Source organism: Nitrososphaerota archaeon (genome assembly GCA_016872055.1).
Lineage (GTDB): Archaea > Thermoproteota > Nitrososphaeria > Nitrososphaerales > Nitrosopumilaceae > Nitrosotenuis.
The window spans coordinates 1-21,533 of the sequence record VHBH01000005.1 but is presented as its reverse complement, the minus strand read 5'-3'; the positions used below and the strand labels follow the sequence as shown (position 1 = coordinate 21,533).

The window sequence follows — 21,533 nt, the reverse complement described above, 5'->3', positions numbered from 1 at the left end:
AGTAGCCCGGCCCAGACTCGAACTGGGGTCAAGGGCTCCAAAGGCCCCTATGCTTGACCGCTACACTACCGGGCTTCCTATAATGACTCCTCAAAAACCCCTATTATGATATTTTCTATTACTTTCTGATTGTTTGGATCAGTTTTTTGTAAGGATCTTTCATTGATGCCAAAGTTTTTTGTGCATTTTTTTGTAAGGAACGGTTATCCGAGGACAAGAACTTTTCAATCTGTAAAATTATTTTATTTGGATTTGATTCAAGTATGACGAGTTTTTTTCTCACAAGATAATCTTGAACCAAGTTTGGTGCTGCATTGTACGATATTGTTGGAATTCCAAGCAAAGCAGATTCCGCAGTCATCGTTCCTCCAGATCCCACGAAGACATCCACATTTTGTAATAATTCACTACCAACTATAGTTCTACCTAGAATTCGAACTCTAGTTCCTAGTGTTTTTTTGAGTTTAACAATTTGAGATCTATATCTTGGAAGTATCAATATCTTGTACTGTGGGAGATCACTGGAGATCTTTTGAATCATCTGTATTGTGTGATTATTTTTTTGTACGTATGCAGCTTGTTCTTCCTCTACTCTGATTAGAATTGTTTTTTCCTTGTTTTTTCTTATCTTTGATCTTGCTGCATTCTTAACAATAATTGCCGCATCAATTGCCTTGTATGGTATGATGTCCTTTTGAGCAATCCCATATTTTGCAAATTCTTTTTTTGGTATGACCCATGGAATTAACAGCTTATCGACAAGCGGTATTGATAGTTTCATTACTGCTTCTGCATGCGGTGAATCACAAAATGCAACATGTCTGATTCCAAGGCCAAATGCCACTCGTGAGGCTTCTGGGGAACAAAAGCTTATGGCAAGATCTGGCTTGAATCTTTCTATGATTGTACCAAGATCTGTGCTTCTTTTTAGTGAGGCATCTAGTTTGCCGGGTTTGGTGGTTCCGCCATGTTTGCCTATTACTATCAACTTCATTTTCTTTAGTTTTGAAAGCTCGTTTACTTCGCGGTAGTTTCGAGTTGTACACAAGATAGAATTGTTCTTCCTCAACCGTTTGATCATTGGATCGAAAAACAAGATTTGCTTTGGTGTCAAAATATCAAACCAAATCTTCAAGACATCAAATCTGCTAAGTTTTGATACAATAAGTTTTTCTTAGTCTTGTGCCTAGCCCTATTGAATTGGCATCTGATAGAGTAGTAGTTTATGGTCTGAGTACTGAAGGCTACTCTATTGCATGTCAAATGGCAATAAATGGAGCTAATGTATTTATCATCGATGAGTCTTCTCAGTCCGCAATCTCACTCAAAGCAGAGATCGCAAAGACCTATCCTAATGTTTCTGCGCTAAAAGAAGACGAACCATTACTTGCAATGGAGCCAATCGACGTTGCAATATCAAAGGCGCAATACCTATTTTTTGCACCAAGAATAAGAAAGACTGGCCAGGAAACAAAAACCGAAGTTCACTCCAAATTCAAAGATGCTACATCATCACTCAAAAAGGGCAGCTCTGTCGTCTATACTCTACCTACTGGAATTGGCGGCAATGGCGAAAACATTTCGTTACTAGAACACGTGACTGGGCTTGAAGTAGGAAAATCAATTTCGTATTATTATTATCCACTTGGAGGGGGAAATCAACCACCCAAGGTAATAGGCTCGTTTAACAACAAATCAGATCCTGTTCTTACAAATCTTCTTACGAATTCTAAAAAAGAACTATCGCTTGTGGGAATCTCTTCATCAGAACATTTCCATGCAATAAACGTCCTCTCAAGATTCTCCACTTTATGCAGTGTTCTTGAAGTATGCAAGTTTGCACATGACGACACTACAAAAACAGACCTTCAGTCAGACGATTTTCAGAATCTGTTCCTAGATGATATGGTAAATGGACTCTATGATCTTCGCTCACTTGGTACTTCATTTGAAGGTGCAAACACATTGATGTATCTAATTAATGGAAGCCTCAAGGGAATAGATGGTTACATAAAAAGACTGATAGATGAAATTCGTGCAACTCTAAAGAAAAACGATCTAAAGGCAAGCAGAACAAAGATTGCACTATCATGGTCATTGGACCAATATGAAATGCGAGGAGACAAAATAGAGATGCTACAAAACCTCATCACTAAACTGCGTGACTATATTGGAGATGTGGAAGCATACGAGGATCCAAATCTGGATCTATTCCATAATGATAAAACAACAATTCTTGTCATATGTTCAAAAGCAGACTATGAAAATATGCGCAAAAGGAAAGACGATGATCTCATAATAATAAAAGCAAATCCACTATGTGAAATATCACACAAAGAATAAAACTAGAATAGAAAAATTCATTTATCATGTCAGAACAAAATGAAGATCAAATCACTTCTTCTGAAGAGCAACCACTAAACAATGAAATTGAGGAGCTAAAACAAAGCCTGACTAACTGTGAAGACAAACTCAAGCGATCTCTTGCTGATTACATCAATCTGGAGCGTAAGACCAAATCTGACATACAAAACGGTGTTGCAGAAAAACTAGACAAATTCATGATACAATTTCTAACAATATATGATGATCTAATGCGTGCAAAAGAAGTTCTAAAAAAGGAAAACCCGGAAGCGCAAGGCCTCGATGGAATTCTAAAAAACATTGATTCCCTCTTGGAAAGCTATGGCGTTAGACCAATTAGTGCACTAGGTGAGATATTTAACCCGAATTTGCATGAGGCAATTGCTATCATAAATGATGATTCTCTTGATGATAACACAATTACAAAGGAATTAAGGAAAGGATATATTTCTCATAGTAAGACACTTAGACCGACACTAGTCGAAATATCAAAAAAATCGCAATAAAATAATCAAATGGTGAAAAAATGGCAAAAATAATTGGAATAGATCTTGGAACAAGTAACTCTGCGGCATCTGTAATGATGGGAGGCAAGCCAACCTTGATTCCGGCCGCCGAGGGCACCTCAATTGGTGGAAAAGCATTTCCTTCTGTAGTTGCCTTTACAAAAGAAGGTCAATTACTTGTAGGCGAGCCAGCACGAAGACAGGCAGTCACAAATCCCGATAATACCATAATCGCAGCAAAAAGAAAGATGGGTTCTGATCATATCTTCAAAGTACAGGGCAAAGACTACAAACCACAACAAATCTCTGCATTTATTTTGCAAAAAATCAAAAAAGACTCCGAAGCGTTCTTGGGTGAACCAGTAACCAAAGCAGTAATCACGGTTCCTGCCTATTTTGATGACAACCAAAGACAGGCAACAAAGGACGCAGGAACAATTGCAGGCCTTGATGTTGTAAGAATTATCAATGAACCAACAGCAGCATCATTGGCATTTGGCCTAGACAAGGCAGGCCAAGAAATGAAGATCCTAGTTTTTGATCTTGGAGGCGGAACATTAGATGTCACAATAATGGAGATGGGAGGTGGCGTCTTTGAAGTACTGAGCACATCAGGAGACACACAGTTGGGAGGCACGGATATGGACAAAATCCTAATTGATCATGTTGTAAATGAATTCCGCAAAACAACTGGAATTGATCTGACCAAAGATAGTACCGCAATGACAAGAATTCGAGAGGCATCAGAAAAAGCAAAGATAGAGCTTTCCACAGTAATGGAGACTGACATTAACTTGCCATTTATCTCATATGATCAATCATCAGGCCCAAAAAATCTAGAGCTAAAACTAACTAGGGCAAAGATCGAGGAACTAATCAGACCAATTGTAGAGCGATGCAGAACCTCAATTGATAACGCATTACGTGATGCAAAACTTTCTACTGGAGATGTCTCAAAGATCGTACTGGTTGGTGGTCCTACACGAATTCCAATGGTTAAAAAATTTGTAGGCGACGTCATTGGCAAAACCCCAGAATCTGGTGTTGATCCAATGGAGGCAGTTGCAATGGGTGCTGCAATACAGGCAGGAATAATCGCAGGTGATGTTACCAGTGACATTGTATTGTTGGATGTAACTCCGTTAACCCTAGGAGTTGAAACACTAGGCGGTCTACGAGAACCACTAATTGAAAGAAACACAACAATTCCGACCTCAAAAACCAAGGTCTTTACAACGGCAGCAGACAATCAAACGGCAGTCACGATTCATGTAGTTCAAGGCGAGCGACCGATGGCAGCTGACAATGTATCACTTGGTAGCTTCAATCTCGCCGGAATTCCGCCAGCACCAAGAGGAATCCCTCAAATCGAGGTTAAGTTCGACATTGATGCGAATGGAATCATAAATGTCACAGCAAAAGATCTTGGCACGTCAAAAGAAGCAAAAATAACGATTCAGGCGGGGACAAAACTGTCCAAGGAGGAAATTGATAAACTAAAACAAGATGCAGAAAAGTTTGCCGAAGAGGACAAAAAGAAAAAAGAATCAGTAGACATCAAAAATGAGGCAGAAAGCTTTGTTTATACTACTGAAAAGCTTCTTACCCAAGACCTCAAAGACAAACTGACGCAAGAACAAGGAATAAAAATCTCCGAGTCTGTCAAAGAACTCAAAGAAGTCTTGGACAAAACCCCAGATGAAATCAAACCAAAGCTTGAGGCACTAAAAACTCTGGTAAATCAAATCACAACCGAATTATACAAAAATGTCCAGCAACCACCACAACCAGAACAACAGTCAGGCCCATCTGAACAAAACACGCAGAATCCAGGCTCTACAAACTAATTACTAATCAATCCATTACAATAAGAAATGTCTGCAAAACGAGACTATTATGAGGTATTGGGAGTATCCAAATCTGATTCCACAGATACAATAAAATCGCAATATCGTAAGATGGCGCTAAAATTTCATCCTGACAGAAACAAGTCTCCTGAGGCGGCAGAACACTTTAAGGAAATCTCGGAAGCCTATGCAGTACTTTCTGATTCTGAAAAGAAAAAACTCTATGACCAATATGGGCATGCTGGAGTCGACGGCAAATACTCTACAGAGGATATTTTCTCTGGGGCACGAGGAAACTTTGACGAAGTATTTTCTAATTTTGGTTCAGGCGGCTTTGATTCTATCTTTGAGTCGTTATTTGGAAGAAGTGGGGGATTTGGAGGATTTTCAAGACAGCGAGGCCAAGACCTTTTGCACGAAGTATCAGTATCTCTTGATGATGTATTTAGGGGCAAAAAGCTAGAAATCGACATCAAAAAAAATATTGACTGTAAGGACTGTAACGGCTCTGGTTGTGCACCAGGTACTAGTCCTGAGACATGCCCTACTTGCAAGGGGCAAGGCCAAGTCAGAATTACACGCAACATGGGATTTTCCACGTTTGTTACTGTTCAGCCGTGCTCAAAGTGTTATGGCGAAGGAAAATTCATCTCAAAACCTTGCTCTGGATGCAAGGGATCTGGAAAAATCCGCGGCACCAAACATCTTTCATTTGAACTTCCACCAGGAATTGACAACGGTGATTATGTAATATCCGGCGAGGGCGAATCAATACCACATGGCCAAAATGGCGACCTTGTAATTCGAGTCAGAGTTCAACCACATCCGCATTTCAAAAGGGATGGCGCAGAAATCTTCTATGATGCCAAGATCTCTATAGTCGATGCATGTCTAGGCAGAACAATCGAAGTACCTACACTAGAAAAGCCAGAAAAAGTCAAAGTAGATGAAGGAACACAGCCAAACACAATTACAAAACTAAAGGGCAAAGGCCTCCCATACATGAATTCTAGGGGAAGAGGTGATCAGTATGTAAGACTGGTCATAGACATACCGACAAAACTGAACAAGCAGCAAAAGGAATTGCTGGAAAAACTCGGTAAAACCTTCGAATAATCTACTTACTGATCTTTTTTATTGATATTTGGTGGCCATTTCTAAAGTGTGATGTGTGAGTTGATTTTAGCAACTCGGCAATCTTAGCATCAGAAAAATACCTGATGTTATAGCGCCCTAGTATTTTTTTGCAGTTATTGCAGTATATTTCCTTGAATTCCAATTGTACATATCCTGCTGTACTACTAATAAATGACTTTTATTTTGGAAGCAAAAACCACTGTTTGCGGGAGTCGCCAAGCCCGGTCAAAGGCGTAAGGTTCAGATCCTTATCTCCTAGGAGTTCGTGGGTTCAAATCCCACCTCCCGCATAAATTACAATAAAAAACCAAAATTATGAACAACTTTAAACCATAGTTAGTTCTAATGTTTACCAATGGGAAAAATCGTTAAAGTCGGCGGCAGGGGAACATCACGTAGAGTTGCAGAAGCTGACGATGAAAAATGGGCTGGCGAAAAGTTCAGAGAATACCAGAAAAAAATGAAAGAAAAAGCAGCGGACGAATATGTTGTGTCTGGCCGTGGTACAGGCAAAAGAAAACTCGGTGATACTCCAGAAAATGCTAAACCTTCTACAAAGGGTCGCTATGTTTCAACGGGTAGAGGAACAGGAAGAAAAAAATTAGAATAAACTAATTTTCCTATTTTTCTAATATTTTCGTAATTTTTGACTCTAGGGATATGCTTATTTTTTCGCCTGAAACTTTACCGCGAAGCGATTTCATTGCAATTCCCATTAGCATGCCTGCAGAACGAGTGCCTTGTTTTTGTATTATGCTGATATTATTCTGAACCAACTCGTCGAGGAATTTTTCTAGTTTCATTTCGTCAAAGGAAGATTGGTCCTGTACAAATTCATCCGGCGACTTTATTTTGTCCGACATTATATTCTCAAAGATAATCTCGACTGACTCTTTTGCAATTTTGTCATCTGACAATAACTCAAATGTTCTTGCAATGTGTTCTGGCTTGAGAAGCATCTCGTCTAGTCCTTGTCTTTGCAGATTAGTTATAGTAGAGCACAAGGCTGATGCAACGAAATTTGGATTCTGATATTTTGTGCAAACTGACTCGAACAACTCCAAATAATCAGAATCAAAGATTTGTTCTGCTAACTGCAAGTTTAGTCTGTATTTTTTTTGTAGTTCTATTATTGTTTCATCCCAAGATTTTGGAATATTTTTTTGCGCAAATTCAAGTTCTTGTTTGCTTACTAGTATTGGAGGAATGTCTGTTTCCGGATACATTCGTGATGAACCAGGCCTCGGCCTCAAAAATACCGTCTCACCAGTATTTGTTGCAGCACGGGTTTCTGCAGGAACCCCATTTTTTGCAGCTTTAATTCTGTTAATCACTGCATCTAGCGCAAACTCTAGCTTGTCTTTTGGACCTGCAACTATGAAAAATCCATCATTTTTTTCTAACTTTAGTAGTGCACGCAATTTGTCAACATAGTCTTGTTCTATGCCATAATTTGGCAGCTCATCAGAATGAAAAATACCACCAATTCCAAAAAACCGTACCTGTTGCCCAAGCTCTTTTCCTAGTCGTACTCCCGCATATGGTTCATATCCAAACATGCCAGCAAAATTTTTGATTCCTAGTGATTTGATGGTGTAACCATCCTTGATTGATTTCTGAATTATCTTTGATTTACAATCTGCAAAAAATGCCGTAACATCAACACTCTGTTCCCTTGATATGGAGCCATGATCGATTTTTTCCAGTTTGTGTGCTATTAGCTGTAATCCATGCTGTCGACTTGCCTCATACAAAATCACTTTTTCAAGCTGGTCTAGCTGTTGGACTCCCTTCACCTCTACAATTCCACCACCAGAAACTGAGACATTTACGTCCTGCCTGATTGATCCTATTCCACGATTCACTCTGCGAGTCACTCTGAGCAGTCTTCCAAGCGTCAGTGCGATTTTTTTTACAAATGCCGGATTACCTTCGACTGGCTCTAGTGCAATTTCTAAAAGTGGTACTCCAAGTCTGTCAACTGCATATTCTCGTGTGCTATCTGTATCTTTGAGCAGTTTTGCAGCATCCTCTTCAAGGCAAATTGTCTGGACACCAACATCTTGACCGTCTACCCTAATGTGTCCTCCCTGTGATACCAGCATGGTTCTCTGAAATCCTGACGTATTAGAACCATCGATTACTATTTTTCTCATAACATAACTTTCATCAAAAATATCCGAACCTAGTGCAGAGGCAATGATCAACGCAGTGTCTTTTGCGTCCTGGTCCGGCTTGTGAGGTGGCTCGTCGTCATATTCCACAAGACAACTACTCTGTGGATTTGCAAAATATTGGATTTGTTTTGATTTTGATGATTCAAAGAGCGCCGCTGGGTCGTATTTACCGAGCTCGCTTTTTGCCAGCCTCAATTTTCTTGTAAACTGGACTGGATATTCATCTAGTTCTAGCTGTTTGCAGCCACAAAACAACTTTTTATTGGTGGCTAACTGCTGATGTATCTCAAGGCCTACCTTTAAGCCAATTTTGTCTATTTGAGGCTCCACGCAAAACCTACCTCTGATTGCCTTAAATCTTATTCTCTAAATTCAGATGCAATATTTTTTAACATAATATTTTTGATGTTTTTAGCATCTGTGCCTAATACCCACATTGCTTTTACAAGTGCAATCTCAGAAATCGTATCAGACAAAGGTATCACGCCAAAATGCATCAAATCTCTTCCACTCTCATAGATTGCCATGTTTACTTGACCGTCCAAGCACTGCGATACCATTCCCACAAAGATGTCTTTTTGTTTTGCTTTTTTAATCACATCGTACATTGTTCTGCCAACATGCCCAAGACCAGTCCCCTCAAAAATTATTGCTTTGTATCCCTGGTCTAGTAAATTCTCAACTAGTTTTGGATCGTATCCTGGATGATACTTTACCAGCGCCACTTTGGAGTCTAGTCCTATTTTTGGAGTATAGTTTTTTTGGGTGTAGTACTGTCCAGTAAAGTTCTGAATTACCGAATCACTAGATACAACAAAAGCAGGCTTGGCACCGACCGTCTCAAAGGCACTTCTCCTACTAGTATGGTTTTTTCGTACGCGTGTTCCAAGATGACACGCAATGTCGTTATCGTTTTCAGAATTGTGCATTGCAACAAAGACGCCACTCACGCCAGATTTTACGATGAACTTTGTAGCTCCAATTAGGTTTAGTGCGGCATCAGATGAAGGCCTATCTGATGATCTCTGAGAGCCGACCAATACAATTGGCTTTGGAAAACCAGCCAGTGCAAATGACAAAAATGCTGCAGTGTACTGCATTGTATCAGTTCCATGCGCAACTAGGATTCCTTTATACTCGGAATTTGCAAGCGAGTCGAGCTTTTGCGCAATTTTTACCCAGTGTTCTGGTGTTATGTTTTCTGAATATTCAGAAAACAACACTTCGGCATCAATATTTGCAATTTCTGCCAGTTCTGGCACGGATGCATTTAGCTCTTGCGCAGTGAGTGCTGGTGTAACACTGCCGGTTCTATAGTCAATTCTACTTGCAATTGTTCCACCAGTGGATAACAACAAAATTTTTGGTAATGCAGAATTATATTTTATGGTGTTATCATTTTCCAAAGCAGAGGAACTGTTGGACAGAAATTCGATTTTTTTTATCTTTTCTAGACCTAGGCCCACATTGTAACCGCTCTTGAATTTTACAACAATGTGGGAGTCATCACTGTGCTCATATCTCGGCATTATTGTAGCAGTCTGCTCAAAATCAGTTGTAATTTTGATAGTGTCTCCTACTTTGACTTTGTTTTGCTTTAGGAATTCTAGGGCCCTGCCATTGTAGCCTCTGTATTCTGACATTTACGAAAAACTAAGTCTTGTTGTTATTTTAGTTATCTATAGTAAGGCACTGCTATCTTTTGGCCAATCTTGAGGTCTTTTTGGGTCTTTACCTTTTTGACTGCTTCCTCAAAGTGTCTCATAGTTACTTTGGCGTCAGTTGATGCCTTTTCTAGCTCTTCCTTTGTTGGGTTCTTGTCTAGATACTCGTGAATTACAATGGACACTGCTGTGTTTGCAATTGCAGCTACGTCCGCTCCACTCATTCCATCTGTGAGATCTGCAATCTTGTCCAAATTGACGTAGTCAAGTTGATTTTTGTCAGATACTGCAGGAATGCTTTTTGCTGTGATTTCCAAGATCTGTCGTCTGCTGTCCTTGTCTGGCATTGGGATTTGTATGATTTTGTCAAATCGTCCAGGCCTTAGTAGTGCTGGATCTATCATGTCTGCTCTGTTAGTTGCTGCAAGAACAATTACTCCGTGCATGTTTTCCATTCCGTCCAGTTCTGTTAGGAGCTGACTTACTACTCGCTCAGTTACTGCTGTTTCAGCACCCGCTCCTCTAATTGGTGCAATAGAATCAATTTCATCGAAAAATACAACACATGGTGATGCCTGTCTTGCACGTCGGAATATCTCTCTGATTCCTCGCTCTGATTCTCCAACCCATTTTGATAACAATTCTGGTCCTCTCACTGAGACAAAGTTTGCCTCACTTTCAGTTGCAACTGCCTTTGCTAACAATGTCTTTCCGACACCACTCGCTCCATGCAATAGGATTCCTCTTGGCATTCTATGGCCCAGCTTGTCATATAGTGCCGGATGCTTCATTGGCCACTCTACTGCTTCTTGGAGTTGCTGCTTTACTTCCTTTAGTCCACCAATGTCGTCCCATTTTACATCTGGGTTCTCAATGAAAACTTCTCTCATTCCTGAGGGGGTTACCTCAATGAGTGCCTTTTGGAAATCATCGTTATTCACAATAAGCTTGTCTAGCGTTTCTGGAGGTAGTTTTTCATCTTCCATGTTTAGCTCCGGTAATAGTCTTCGAAGGCATTTCATTGCTGCTTCCTTGCAAAGATATTCCAAATCTGCGCCTACATAGCCATGACTAACTGATGCAATTTTATCTATATTGACATAACCCACATCGTTTTCTTCTGTGATAAGTGGCATGTTTCTTGTGTGGATATTTAGAATGTCTTTTCGGCCTTTCTTGTCTGGCACCTTGATTTCGATTTCTCTATCAAATCTGCCTGGTCTTCTCAGTGCTGGATCAATTGCGTTTGGTCTGTTTGTTGCGGCAATTACAATTACCTTGCCCCTTGCCTCCAATCCGTCCATTAGTGATAGCATTTGTGATACGACACGTCGCTCTACCTCACCAGTTACCTCTTCTCTTTTTGGCGCAATAGAGTCGATTTCGTCTACGAAAATTATTGATGGTGATTTTTCTCTGGCTTCCTTGAATATTTCTCTGAGTCTTGCCTCGCTTTCACCATAAAACTTGCTCATTATTTCTGGGCCTGAAATGCTGATAAAGTGAGCATTACTCTCATTGGCAACTGCCTTTGCTAGCAAAGTCTTTCCAGTTCCTGGTGGACCATACAACAAAACTCCTTTTGGTGCTTCGACTCCGAGTTTTTCAAATATCTCTGGGTGTCGTAGCGGCAACTCGATCATTTCACGGACCTTTTTGATTTCATCAGTTAGTCCGCCAATGTCTTCGTATGTTACCTGTGGTACACCGCGAAGTGTTTCTCCTTTTTCTGCAATGTGAAAAACTGTTTTCTGTGTAACCAGTACAGCATCAGCTGCGGGAGTAACACCAATTATCTGAAATGTCAATCGTCCTCCAAAGTATGGCACCATTACGTTGTCGCCTTTGATTAGTGGAACACTTTCTAATGCGTCTGCCAAATATCTCTCATCAATTGGGGGGATTGCCTCTAGTGGTGCAACTACGACTTTTTCGGCAGCCACTGCCTTTATCTTGCGAACTGTAATGGTATCGCCAATTGCAATGCCTGCGTTGTTTCTACCTAGGCCGTCAATTCGGATAATTCCCTTACCTTCATCTGATGGGTATAGTGGAAGGCATTTTGCAACGGTTCTTCTTTTTCCTTTAATTTCAATGACATCACCAGTTGAGGCATTTAATGTGTCCATAGAATCATAGTCGATTCTTGCCACCCCACGTCCAACATCTCGTGTGTATGCTTCAAGAACTTTGAGAGAAAGGGCGCTCTGGCTCATACTTCTATCATCTCAGCGTATTTTTTATATCTTTGGCGTTTTTTCTCCACATAAAACAAAGCTTAAAATCCAAAGTCTCAACCATCACCAAAAATGGGTAAGCGACCATTAGTTAGAAGACGTGGCCGGGGAGGCATGCAATTCAGAGCAGCCGCAACTAGCAAGATTTCACCAGCAAAATACCCATATTTTGACTTGGCAGAAGATCACACAGGCACAGTAGTCGATCTGGTCCATGAGAGCGGCCGGGACACACCGCTTGCACGAGTCCGCTTTGAAAATGGATCCGTTTCCATGATTCCTGCAGTTCTCGGAACAACCATTGGCAGCACTATCAAATTTGGATTAAACGCAGATCTTAAGCAAGGAAACGTAATTAGCATTCAAAACATTCCAGACGGAACCGTCGTGTGCAACGTTGAAAAGCACTTTGGCGACGGTGGAGCAATTGCAAAGAGCGCAGGCGGCTCTGCAACCGTATTCTCGCATGGTACGGACGGTGTTATCTTAAAACTACCGTCTGGAGCATTTACAACACTAAACCCAAAGAATCGCGCCATGATTGGAGTACTGGCAGGAGGAGGAGCTGGAGACAGACCATTCCTTAATGCAGGAAACAAATGGAGAAGATACAGATCAAAGGGCCACAAATATCCAATAGTCAGGGGTGTAGCTCAAGCAGCATATGTCCATCCACACGGAGGAGGACGACACCAACACATGGGTGGTGGAGGAACAGTCGCAAGAGATGCACCGCCAGGAGCAAAAGTAGGAAGCATCGCGGCAAGAAAGACTGGACGATCTCGAGTCAAAGAAAGAGCATAATCCAATTTTTCTGCACCCTAAAATTGATTAAGATCAAGACAAGATCAATTCCTAATTGGCAAAACAACGCGTTCATCTTCTCATAAAGGGTAAAGTACAGGGCGTTTTTTTTCGCCAGGCAATGAAAGTGACTGCAAAAAAGAATAACACTACAGGCTGGGTTAGAAACCTCAAAGATGGCCGAGTCGAGGCAGTAATCGAAGGCGAAGATCTTGATGTCAGTAATGTGGTGGAGTGGTGCCACGCAGGTCCTGCAAACGCACGAGTAGAAGACGTAGAAATACGAAATGAAAAATTCAAAGGCGAATTTGCCAAGTTTGAAGTATTGTACTAGCGTATGGTGTTATATGCATCAGAAATTGTAGCCTTGAGTGCATCCAATTCCTGTTCGTTTGTTATTGTTTTGATCTGAAACGGTTCTTTTCGGTCTCGCTGTATCTTGACAATTATGGAGTTTCCCTCTGGTTCGAGGTCCACAAACCACCTAAATGAAAGCGATTTTCCAAACACTATTCTGTGTGCACGGACGTCTTCTACTACATTATTCCCAAGCGAAAGACAATATTCCCTTAATGACCCAAACATGGAAAGTGCCGATTTTGGTATCTGTTTTTTAAAGTCTTCGTAGTTTCTTTTTGGCCCCAAAAACAATCCATCCATATTTATGAACTGATATAATACTAAATAATTCAAGTGGTAGTAGATCTGCCAGTTCCGATCCAGACAAGTAACCCCATCTCAAGATGTACAAGATCCGCCACGTTGACGAAGTAGCGTGAATACTTTGCCTTAGGATTGCTCCCTCCCGGACCTCATCCATTTCGGCAATTCGACACTAAGATTACTCCTTCGAGCAATCACGTGCCTGTATCCACCCGCTTCGGCGTGATTTCATTTCAGTACATCAAGCGGGAATTATCCATCTGGAAGTTTATCCAGCAGTTACTGACCTCTGCATAGAGCCGGTTTCAGAAAAGGGCACGGCTAGCGCCCCGATCCTACCTACTACCGAATATAGTTACGACGTAATGTTATATGTGCATTAAGGTTTTTCGCGCAGATCTATGATCATCTTGCACACAGAACAAACCTTACCAGTGCACTCTGCGCCGCAATTTGCACATTTGATCTTTTCTTTATAATTGACATCCTTCATGGTTTGCGATATTTTTAGAACAGATCGGTACATGTTGTTCTTTATTCCAGAGTGATGGTTCTCTAATTTGTTCAAAAACTCGCGAATCTCTGTCCGAATTCCCTCATTCATGTGGGGACACGGCTCGGTTTGGAATGGCAAATCATTTGTGAATGCATAAAAGACGATTTCTGACTCGTAAATCTCACAAAATGGCTTTATTTTTCGGAGGGTGTTATCGGAGGTGTCTGGATCCATCCAGCCAATTTTGTTAGTGTCTCCAGATAATGTGTTTATGACAAATGTCTGGAGTGTGTCGTCTAGGTTGTGACCCGTCGCAATAATGTCTGCCCCAATTTGCTTTGCTGCATGATCCATTGCACGCCTTCTAAATGTACCACAAATGGAGCACGATGACAATCTGTCGTCTTCATTTTGTTTTAGTGATTCATCCAATGTTAAACCAAACAAGTCCTTGTATGGGTATATGGTGTGTTCTACTCCGAGCCTTGCACAAAAATCCCTTACTATGTCCAGTGCCTCATCGCGATATCCTGGAATCCCTTCATCTATTGTCACCGCATGAATTCTAAAATTGTGATTTTTTGCCATCTTTGACAATACGTGCAACAATGCAAGTGAATCCTTTCCTCCAGAGACTGCCACACAAACCAATTCGCCGTTTTGGATCATGTTGTATTTTGAAATGGTTTTCGCAGTTTTACGCAATATGGAATTTGAAAAGCATTCAGAACATAGGCTCTCGCCAGAATATTTCCTAGAATAGGCTGCAGTGTTTTGACATCTGTCGCATTTCATGGCTTTGGTGCCAGTAGCCCAAATTTAACGATAATTGCCCTAGATTGTAAACCAGCCTGATTTTAGATATGATAACGCAATGTTTAGGCCAAACAGGGTAAAGGTAAAGCCATAGATTGCCCACATTGTGCGATTTACCATTGAATCTGAAAGCTTTTTGTCAATTATGCTGTGGATGAACTTGCCCCCATCAAGGATTGGTAATGGAAGCATGTTGATTATTCCTATGAAAAATGAGATCATCCATAGCCACAGCAAAAACATTGACAGCTCAGGACTCTTCCATTCTATGAAATTGTAGACTGGCTTGTATGATATGGAATTATCGCGTGTTATCCCAATTAGGCCCTTGGTGGGATCATCAGGAGAAGGCATTATCTCTACTTGGTGATCAATGCTGACTCCGTCTCGAAATACTGTGACCTTGGCAATTTCTCCTGGTAGAAGCTTCACCTTGGCAAAATCAATCGGTGTTATAACCGAAATTCCATTAATCGATGTTATGACATCATTGATTTGTAATCCTGCCTTTTCTGCGCCTCCACCAGGCATTATGCTCAGTATGTTCACTCCTTGCGGGGTCTCATAGAATGTACTTCGTATTGGCTCTGGCACAACGATTGCAAAGAACGGGTTTGTCAGTAAAATGGCGCCAAGCACAAGTGCAAATATGACATTTGAAGTAGCACCTGCACCTATTACTCGGAGCTTTGAGATTTTTTTTGCCTTGTTGAATTCTTCATCGTCCGGCTCTACAAATCCGGCAAACATTGCAATGAATATGGCAAATCCTCCTGTTTTGATTCGGATCTTTTCCAGAGTTGCAACTATGCCATGAGCCCCTTCATGTATTACAAGTACAATTGGAATGGACAACAGAAAATACAAAATTGCAGAAGATGACGTCAATGTAACACCTGGAATCAAAACAGTCAACTCTGAGAACTCTTCCGGCCTGTCAAAGAATTTAGTAACATTGTCTATCAAAAACCAAAACCCAAAGCCCATCATAATAAAGCCCGCAATCACGCTTACATCGGCAAAGACGCGTATGCCTCGCCTGGTTCTACCAAGCATCTTGGTCAGTGCTACCTGAACTTGGGTGTTCTTGTATACGAGGCTGTACGGCTTTATCTCAAATCCGTACCTTTCCAGCTTGAGTGCTTTGGTTACCCCAAGTATGATTACCCAAGCCATTAAAACATAGATTATGGCGTTCTGCGATAAAAAATCCAAGTTCAAATTAATTGCTACTTTTTTTAATGACGCCCATTTATCGTTTGCTATGAAAGGAGTAGTGATTTTATCCACATATCCGAATAAAAAATCAATTCAAAAAATAGCAAACAAGCTTGTACGGTCAAGACTTGCAGCGTGCGTAAACATGACTAGAATATCTTCGGTATATACCTGGCAAGGCAAAATAGAAAACACAGACGAAGTATTGGCAGTATTCAAAACAACACAAAAAAACAAGTCAAAACTAAAAGCACAGATCAAGCTTACACATCCATACAAAGTACCGGAAATTGCCGAAATAACAATAAAAGATCTAAACAAACCATATCTACAATGGCTTATTGACTCTACTGGCTAGACATCCACTGCAAATCTGAGAAGGGATACAATTCCGCCAAGGCCTGATACTTGGAGGCCGATATCGGTTGACGCATCCAATGCGTAAACTTTGACTCCCTTGGATTCAACATCGTTTAGGAACTGTATTATTTGCTCTTCATCATGAGTCTGGATTATCTTTTCTGAAAAAACAAGTGATTCTACTGCCCCAAGGTCGTTTGCCTTTTTTGTCTCCTCAAAACCCATGGTGAATTTTCTACTCTTGTTGTTCGCCCTAATCATTACTTCTTCTAGTATGGCTGACACCTTGGCAAGCTTACTCTGACCCAGTATCTGCTGCATTGCCCGGGACTTGGTAAACGTGTAAATTCCATCTTCCCCACCAGAATCGATTCCGTCAACTGTCTCTATTTTGTGGGCCTTTGAGATGGGGCTTTTTGCTAAATAATTGGCAAACTGTCTTTTTGTCTCGCCAGGTCCAAAAATGACTAGACTGTAGTTTTCCCTGAGTACCGTGTTTAGTGCTTTTGCAACATTTTCAAAAAATGTCTGAATATTAAAATTAGTTTTGTACTGCTTTCCGCTAGAGCCTGAGTACATATTTTGCATTAATTCCAGATGAGTTCCCTTTAGCTTGCCTATTCCACAGTCACCCTTGTCAATTGCAACCAAGACAAACCCAAGACTTTCGTCTTTTGTCTTGATCAATTTCAGCTCAATTGACTGCCATTTCTTTTTTACAACGTTAAATGAATCCCCAATTCTTACCAGAATTGAATGGTGCAGTCCTTTTGATACTGCCTCATTTGTTGACTCTGTAATGGTGCCGTGGATTCGCAGTTTGTCAAATACTGCATCAAGCGCTATTTTTTCAACCTCCAGTGCTATGCGAATCCTGATTCGCTCACCCCTGTCAGGCCTGGAGAAATCCTTGTCCTGTTTTATTACACGCGTTGTATCTGAGATTATGGTGTCCTGATTTTTTATAATTCTGCGCAATACCAGCAAATCATCCGGCTCTTCGACTAAAAATGATACAGTATTGTCGTCGATGATTTTTGTAATCATGGAATGGTATTGTGTAAAGTGATATTATACAGTACTGGTACTTTGCATATTTTTCTTTTTCAGATAATTATCAACCCAGTCTGGCGTAATTACACCACCTTCTGCCAAATTGACAAGCGAATTAGATGATGCCTCACCAGTCACTTTGCCGCCCCTTCTTCTAAGCTGCCTCCACTTTAGTGTTGTATTGCCGCTCTTTGAGTTGTAAATTATACCCAAGACGTCTCGTGCGTTTACAAACGTAATGTCACGAATTTTCTTTAGTGTTACCTTGTCTGCCGCCTCTACGTAAATGGAACCCAGTGATTCCTCTCGCTCTGGAAATACCTCTGGGTCTTCAAGATAGCTTCGGGGCATGTATGAGCTGCATGTACTTGCTACGATGAATCGTCTAAAGCTTTCAAGTGAGGCTGGAGCGTCGATTGCAACCATTTTCTTTAGCACTGGCATTGCGCCTTATCAAGCTTCTTTTAAAAATCCCTCTCTACTATATTGTACGTAGGCGTTGATGACCTTATCCCATTGATTCTAAAAATGATATAGATCTTGAGTTCTGAGCCTGCATTTTTGCTAAAAGATTTAATTCAAAATTTGTTTTCCAAGAATAATGAAATTCCTAACAGAATATCTGACATTTAACACAAAAAAACGACTAGAATTTGTACATATTACACCACAGGTGCGTCAACTAGTCAAAAAAAGCGGAATCAAGGAGGGCCTGTGTCTTGTCAACGCAATGCATATTTCTGCAAGTGTTTTCATCAACGACAACGAGTCTGGTCTTCACAAAGACTATGCAAATTGGCTGGAAAAACTGGCACCACACGAACCAATAAACCAATATCAACACAATGACACCGGGGAAGACAATGCAGATGCACACCTTAAGCGACAAATCATGGGGCGCGAAGTCATAATAGCAATAACCGACGGCGAACTGGACTTTGGACCTTGGGAGCAAATCTTTTACGGAGAATTTGATGGGATGCGACCAAAGCGAGTTCTAGTCAAAATTATTGGGGAATGATTATCCGAAATCTACATCTCGCTTTTGACTAGCGCTTTCATTTTTGCGAGATGCGAATCGAAATTCATCATCGTGGTTTTGCGGGCCATGTGTACAATTTACACAACCTACCTTGAATCCATATTTGTCTTTGACATATGTCTCGCATCCGCAAAAGCATGCCATGCTAGAAATTCTATATTCTATGATATAACCTTACGCAGAACAACAAGAGCCTGGTGGAATAGCGTGTCCGTGCGGACACTTGCGTGGATGCTTTAGCATTGTGCATAATGCGTCTGTGAATTGTTTATTCATGTGGTGTTCTATTCCACAAACCATCTCCTCATCAATTTTGACCTTTAACGCGCTATCCATTAGGACCTCAAGCAGTCTACTATTTCGCATCATACTAGAACCCACCTTTTCGCCTCCCTCTGTCAGAGATACGCCTGCCTTGCTGTAATTTACCAAGTTTTGCTCGTTTAGCTTTTTTAGCATCTGGACTACGCTTGGCTGCCTGACATTTAGCATCTTGGCAATTGTACTGATCTTGACTGGCTCGTTTCTCTCCTTGATGTGCCAGATTGCTTTTAGGTACATTTCAACATGTTCTGCCTCGGCAGTTCCGACGAACAGTATCTCATCATTTGTCGAATCCATTATGATACACCCTTTGCATCTTTGAGCAAATATTCAAAGTATTCCCTTGCAAAGACAGCCAAACCTGCATGGTCTGCCCAAATGGCTACTGCCTCTCCTTCTGAGGCATCGTTGATTGGACCAAGCAAAATCACCACATAGCGCTTGTCCGAAATTATTCCTCCCCCAAACAGACCTTTTTTGACCTTGACTGTGGATACTCTGGCCAAAGCCTTGAGCGACTCCCTGTCCATCTCATCTGACATCAATATTGTAATTACAACACCTTTGTCATGTAGCTGGCGCAATTTCGGCAATGCCTGCTTTACTAACATCTCGTTTGCCTTTGGCAGGGCGATCAATACCTCATTTCTGCAAGAATCAACCATCTCTAGGATTTTCGATGCAATATTCATTATGCCTGATAAAACCCAGATGTCAGGCCTCTCACTTACGCCGCTTTTTTCGTATAATGGCACCAGTTCCCGCAAAACAATATTCTCATTTTCCTTAAAATCAGATTCTATCTTTTGCTTTGTTGCCTCTAGCGCAGTTGCCGGGGATTTTGAAAAATATTTTGTGGGTCTGGAATCGTCAGAGCCGATCCAGCCTTTTTCCTCAAGCGATCCGAGTACCTCATAAATCTTGGAATATGGCACGCCTGACTTTTGGCTCAGATCAGACGCGGTAAGCTCACCCCCTTTTAGTAAAGAAGAATATGTCCTGATCTCATAGCTTGTCAGGCCGATCTTTTCAAGCGACTTACGTGTGTTATCCGAAATGTTCATCAGATCTAATGCGTAGTTTTTCAGTATTTAAACACAGAACCGATCAATCTACCAAATACCACGGGGCAGGGTGGGAAATACATTAAATATCAATTCGAAAAACTGCAACTAGTACATGTCGCTAATTCAGCTCTCAAGAAACTCGACAAAGACGCTTGGAAAGAAATCCACAATCAGATTCACCCAGAGCATCTGCCCTGACTGTAACATGATTTTGGATGCAGAGGTCTTTGAGCGGGACGGACGCGTCTTTATGAGCAAAACATGCCCAACACACGGTGAATGTGAAGAATTGTACTTTGGCTCTTATGAAATGTACAAAAAGTTCAGCACCTATTGGGCTGACGGCAAGGGCGCACATGCACCAAACGTAATGATTGAGAAATGTTCATGTCCAAATAATTGCGGTTTATGTTCTAATCACCTATCACATAGTGGTCTTGCAAACATGATTGTAACCAACAGGTGTGACCTGACATGCTGGTACTGCTTCTTTTACGTAAAGAAGGGCCTTGAAGGTGCATACATGTACGAACCATCACATGATCAAGTTCGTGCAATGATGAAAACCCTCAAAGCAGAGCGACCAATTCCAGGAAACTCTATTCAGATTACTGGTGGAGAACCGATGCTACGAGATGATATTACCGATTTAATCAAAATTATGAAGCAAGAAGGTGTTGATCATGTACAGATGAACACAAACGGAATCAGACATGCACTAGACCCAGAGGCAGCAAGAGAAGTAAGACTAGCAGGATGCAACAATTTGTATCTGAGCTTCGATGGCGTCACTGCAAGAACAAATCCAAAGAACCACTGGGAGATCCCATTTGCATTAGATAGTTGCAGAAAGACTGGTACAACAGTTGTTTTTGTTCCAACAGTTATCAAATCAATTAACGACCATGAACTAGGCGGCATCATTAGATACGCTCAAAAGAACATGGATGTAGTTCACGCAGTAAACTTCCAACCAGTATCACTTACTGGCAGAATGGGCAAAGCAGAGCGTGAAAAATACAGAATCACAATTCCTGATTGCATACAGAGAATCGAAGAGCAGACAAATGGCGAAGTTACAGTTGATGACTGGTTCCCAGTCCCAAGCTGCATGCCACTGACCAATGTCATTGAGGCATTCTCTAGCAAACCAAAATACGAATTATCAATTCATTTTGCATGTGGTGCAGGCACCTATGTCTTTGAAGATGCAGAGACCAAAAAGTTTGTTCCACTGCCAAGATTTGCAGACATTCAGGGTATGTTGGAATTATTCGAAGATAAAGCAGAGGAAATTCGTTCTGGCAAAAACAAGTACTTTACAATGTTAGAAGTAGTAAGAAAACTTTCAAGTTTTGTTGACAAGAAAAAACAGCCAGCAGGTCTAGACTTGGCAAAGATGTTTGGTAATATCCTAATGAAGAGATCATTTGATGCAGTTGGCTCTTGGCATGTCAAGGGATTATTCCTAGGCATGATGCATTTCCAGGACAAATACAACGAGGACTTGGAAAGACTGCAAAGATGTGATATTCACTATTTGACTCCAGATCTTAGAATCATTCCGTTCTGTGCATTCAATGTCATTCCAGAATGGTACAGAGACAGAATCCAAAAGAAATATTCCATTACTGTAGAAGAATGGGAGCAAAGAGAGGGTGTCAAACTAGAAGATGGTCTGTATAGAGGCCTTATGAGAAGAGGAAAAGGCGATGAGCTTGCAGCTGGTTGTGCAAAAAGCCAGATGATGCATGAAGC

General features: G+C 41.1%; 21 protein-coding genes, 2 tRNA genes and 1 other RNA gene. 11 read left to right on the top strand and 13 right to left on the bottom strand.

What is annotated here, in order from left to right; genetic code table 11:
• Positions 1–2: 2 nt before the first annotated feature.
• Positions 3–75: transfer RNA gene (locus tag FJ354_04890), tRNA-Gln, on the bottom strand.
• A gap of 43 nt (positions 76–118) precedes the next feature.
• Positions 119–1,135: a DUF354 domain-containing protein gene (locus FJ354_04885; protein ID MBM3905997.1), complete on the bottom strand. Its 1,017-nt coding sequence runs from the start codon at positions 1,133–1,135 to the stop codon at positions 119–121.
• A 65-nt stretch (positions 1,136–1,200) separates the two neighbouring features.
• Between FJ354_04885 and FJ354_04880 the strand changes: the two genes are divergently transcribed.
• From FJ354_04880 to FJ354_04855, 6 genes are all read left to right on the top strand, one after another.
• The gene (locus tag FJ354_04880) at positions 1,201–2,343 is read left to right on the top strand and encodes a hypothetical protein (protein MBM3905996.1); all 1,143 of its coding nucleotides are present in this window, start codon (positions 1,201–1,203) and stop codon (positions 2,341–2,343) included.
• Positions 2,344–2,369: 26 nt separating this feature from the next.
• Positions 2,370–2,870, top strand: a complete 501-nt coding sequence (locus FJ354_04875; protein MBM3905995.1) for a nucleotide exchange factor GrpE — start codon at positions 2,370–2,372, stop codon at positions 2,868–2,870.
• A 20-nt stretch (positions 2,871–2,890) separates the two neighbouring features.
• Positions 2,891–4,717: a molecular chaperone DnaK gene (gene dnaK / locus FJ354_04870; protein ID MBM3905994.1), complete on the top strand. Its 1,827-nt coding sequence runs from the start codon at positions 2,891–2,893 to the stop codon at positions 4,715–4,717.
• A gap of 27 nt (positions 4,718–4,744) precedes the next feature.
• Positions 4,745–5,833 carry a molecular chaperone DnaJ gene (dnaJ, locus tag FJ354_04865; protein MBM3905993.1) on the top strand — a complete coding sequence of 363 codons (1,089 nt, stop codon included), beginning with the start codon at positions 4,745–4,747 and terminating at the stop codon, positions 5,831–5,833.
• A gap of 226 nt (positions 5,834–6,059) precedes the next feature.
• Positions 6,060–6,144 (top strand) — tRNA-Leu (locus FJ354_04860).
• A 65-nt stretch (positions 6,145–6,209) separates the two neighbouring features.
• Complete coding sequence (locus FJ354_04855; protein ID MBM3905992.1) at positions 6,210–6,464, top strand: hypothetical protein; 255 nt, start codon at positions 6,210–6,212, stop codon at positions 6,462–6,464.
• A gap of 10 nt (positions 6,465–6,474) precedes the next feature.
• Here FJ354_04855 and gatE read toward each other — a convergent pair whose 3' ends face one another.
• From gatE to FJ354_04840, 3 genes are read right to left on the bottom strand one after another with little or no spacing between them, the layout of a single operon-like run.
• Positions 6,475–8,361, bottom strand: a complete 1,887-nt coding sequence (gene gatE / locus FJ354_04850; protein MBM3905991.1) for a Glu-tRNA(Gln) amidotransferase subunit GatE — start codon at positions 8,359–8,361, stop codon at positions 6,475–6,477.
• Between the two features lie 29 nt (positions 8,362–8,390).
• Positions 8,391–9,674 (bottom strand): Glu-tRNA(Gln) amidotransferase subunit GatD, encoded by a 1,284-nt coding sequence (gene gatD, locus FJ354_04845; protein MBM3905990.1) that lies wholly within the window; start codon positions 9,672–9,674, stop codon positions 8,391–8,393.
• A gap of 32 nt (positions 9,675–9,706) precedes the next feature.
• The gene (locus FJ354_04840) at positions 9,707–11,911 is read right to left on the bottom strand and encodes a CDC48 family AAA ATPase (GenBank protein ID MBM3905989.1); all 2,205 of its coding nucleotides are present in this window, start codon (positions 11,909–11,911) and stop codon (positions 9,707–9,709) included.
• A gap of 93 nt (positions 11,912–12,004) precedes the next feature.
• Here FJ354_04840 and FJ354_04835 point away from each other — a divergent pair, with 93 nt between their 5' ends.
• Positions 12,005–12,736 carry a 50S ribosomal protein L2 gene (locus FJ354_04835; protein MBM3905988.1) on the top strand — a complete coding sequence of 244 codons (732 nt, stop codon included), beginning with the start codon at positions 12,005–12,007 and terminating at the stop codon, positions 12,734–12,736.
• A 55-nt stretch (positions 12,737–12,791) separates the two neighbouring features.
• A complete protein-coding gene (locus tag FJ354_04830; GenBank protein ID MBM3905987.1) occupies positions 12,792–13,070 on the top strand; it encodes an acylphosphatase in 279 nt (92 codons plus the stop codon).
• Here the strand turns inward: FJ354_04830 and FJ354_04825 are convergent.
• The 4 genes from FJ354_04825 to FJ354_04810 form a co-directional block, all read right to left on the bottom strand.
• Positions 13,067–13,396: a hypothetical protein gene (locus FJ354_04825; protein MBM3905986.1), complete on the bottom strand. Its 330-nt coding sequence runs from the start codon at positions 13,394–13,396 to the stop codon at positions 13,067–13,069. The two genes, FJ354_04830 and FJ354_04825, sit on opposite strands and share 4 nt — an antisense overlap.
• A 37-nt stretch (positions 13,397–13,433) precedes the next feature.
• Positions 13,434–13,744: signal recognition particle sRNA (gene ffs / locus FJ354_04820), an RNA gene on the bottom strand.
• A gap of 34 nt (positions 13,745–13,778) precedes the next feature.
• On the bottom strand, positions 13,779–14,690 hold the full coding sequence (locus FJ354_04815) for a TIGR00269 family protein (protein MBM3905985.1): 912 nt from the start codon (positions 14,688–14,690) through the stop codon (positions 13,779–13,781).
• A 39-nt stretch (positions 14,691–14,729) separates the two neighbouring features.
• The gene (locus FJ354_04810; GenBank protein MBM3905984.1) at positions 14,730–15,887 is read right to left on the bottom strand and encodes a PDZ domain-containing protein; all 1,158 of its coding nucleotides are present in this window, start codon (positions 15,885–15,887) and stop codon (positions 14,730–14,732) included.
• Positions 15,888–15,975: 88 nt separating this feature from the next.
• On the opposite strand from FJ354_04810, the gene FJ354_04805 reads away from it, so the two are divergent.
• Positions 15,976–16,287, top strand: coding sequence for a divalent-cation tolerance protein CutA (locus tag FJ354_04805; protein MBM3905983.1), 312 nt, complete (start codon positions 15,976–15,978; stop codon positions 16,285–16,287).
• On the opposite strand, the gene FJ354_04800 is transcribed toward FJ354_04805, so the two are convergent.
• Together FJ354_04800 and FJ354_04795 are read right to left on the bottom strand one after the other, a co-directional pair.
• On the bottom strand, positions 16,284–17,336 hold the full coding sequence (locus tag FJ354_04800) for an mRNA surveillance protein Pelota (GenBank protein ID MBM3905982.1): 1,053 nt from the start codon (positions 17,334–17,336) through the stop codon (positions 16,284–16,286). The two genes, FJ354_04805 and FJ354_04800, sit on opposite strands and share 4 nt — an antisense overlap.
• A gap of 24 nt (positions 17,337–17,360) precedes the next feature.
• Positions 17,361–17,768 (bottom strand): hypothetical protein, encoded by a 408-nt coding sequence (locus FJ354_04795; GenBank protein MBM3905981.1) that lies wholly within the window; start codon positions 17,766–17,768, stop codon positions 17,361–17,363.
• 175 nt (positions 17,769–17,943) lie between these two features.
• On the opposite strand from FJ354_04795, the gene FJ354_04790 reads away from it, so the two are divergent.
• Positions 17,944–18,363, top strand: a complete 420-nt coding sequence (locus FJ354_04790) for a YjbQ family protein (protein MBM3905980.1) — start codon at positions 17,944–17,946, stop codon at positions 18,361–18,363.
• A gap of 195 nt (positions 18,364–18,558) precedes the next feature.
• Here the strand turns inward: FJ354_04790 and FJ354_04785 are convergent, their stop codons facing one another.
• Positions 18,559–19,005, bottom strand: a complete 447-nt coding sequence (locus FJ354_04785; GenBank protein MBM3905979.1) for a metal-dependent transcriptional regulator — start codon at positions 19,003–19,005, stop codon at positions 18,559–18,561.
• Positions 19,005–19,772: a TrmB family transcriptional regulator gene (locus FJ354_04780; GenBank protein ID MBM3905978.1), complete on the bottom strand. Its 768-nt coding sequence runs from the start codon at positions 19,770–19,772 to the stop codon at positions 19,005–19,007. Before FJ354_04780 ends, FJ354_04785 begins: the two co-directional genes overlap by 1 nt.
• A 208-nt stretch (positions 19,773–19,980) precedes the next feature.
• Between FJ354_04780 and FJ354_04775 the strand changes: the two genes are divergently transcribed.
• Positions 19,981–21,533: radical SAM protein (locus FJ354_04775; GenBank protein MBM3905977.1), on the top strand; the 1,553-nt coding region annotated here is incomplete at its 3' end.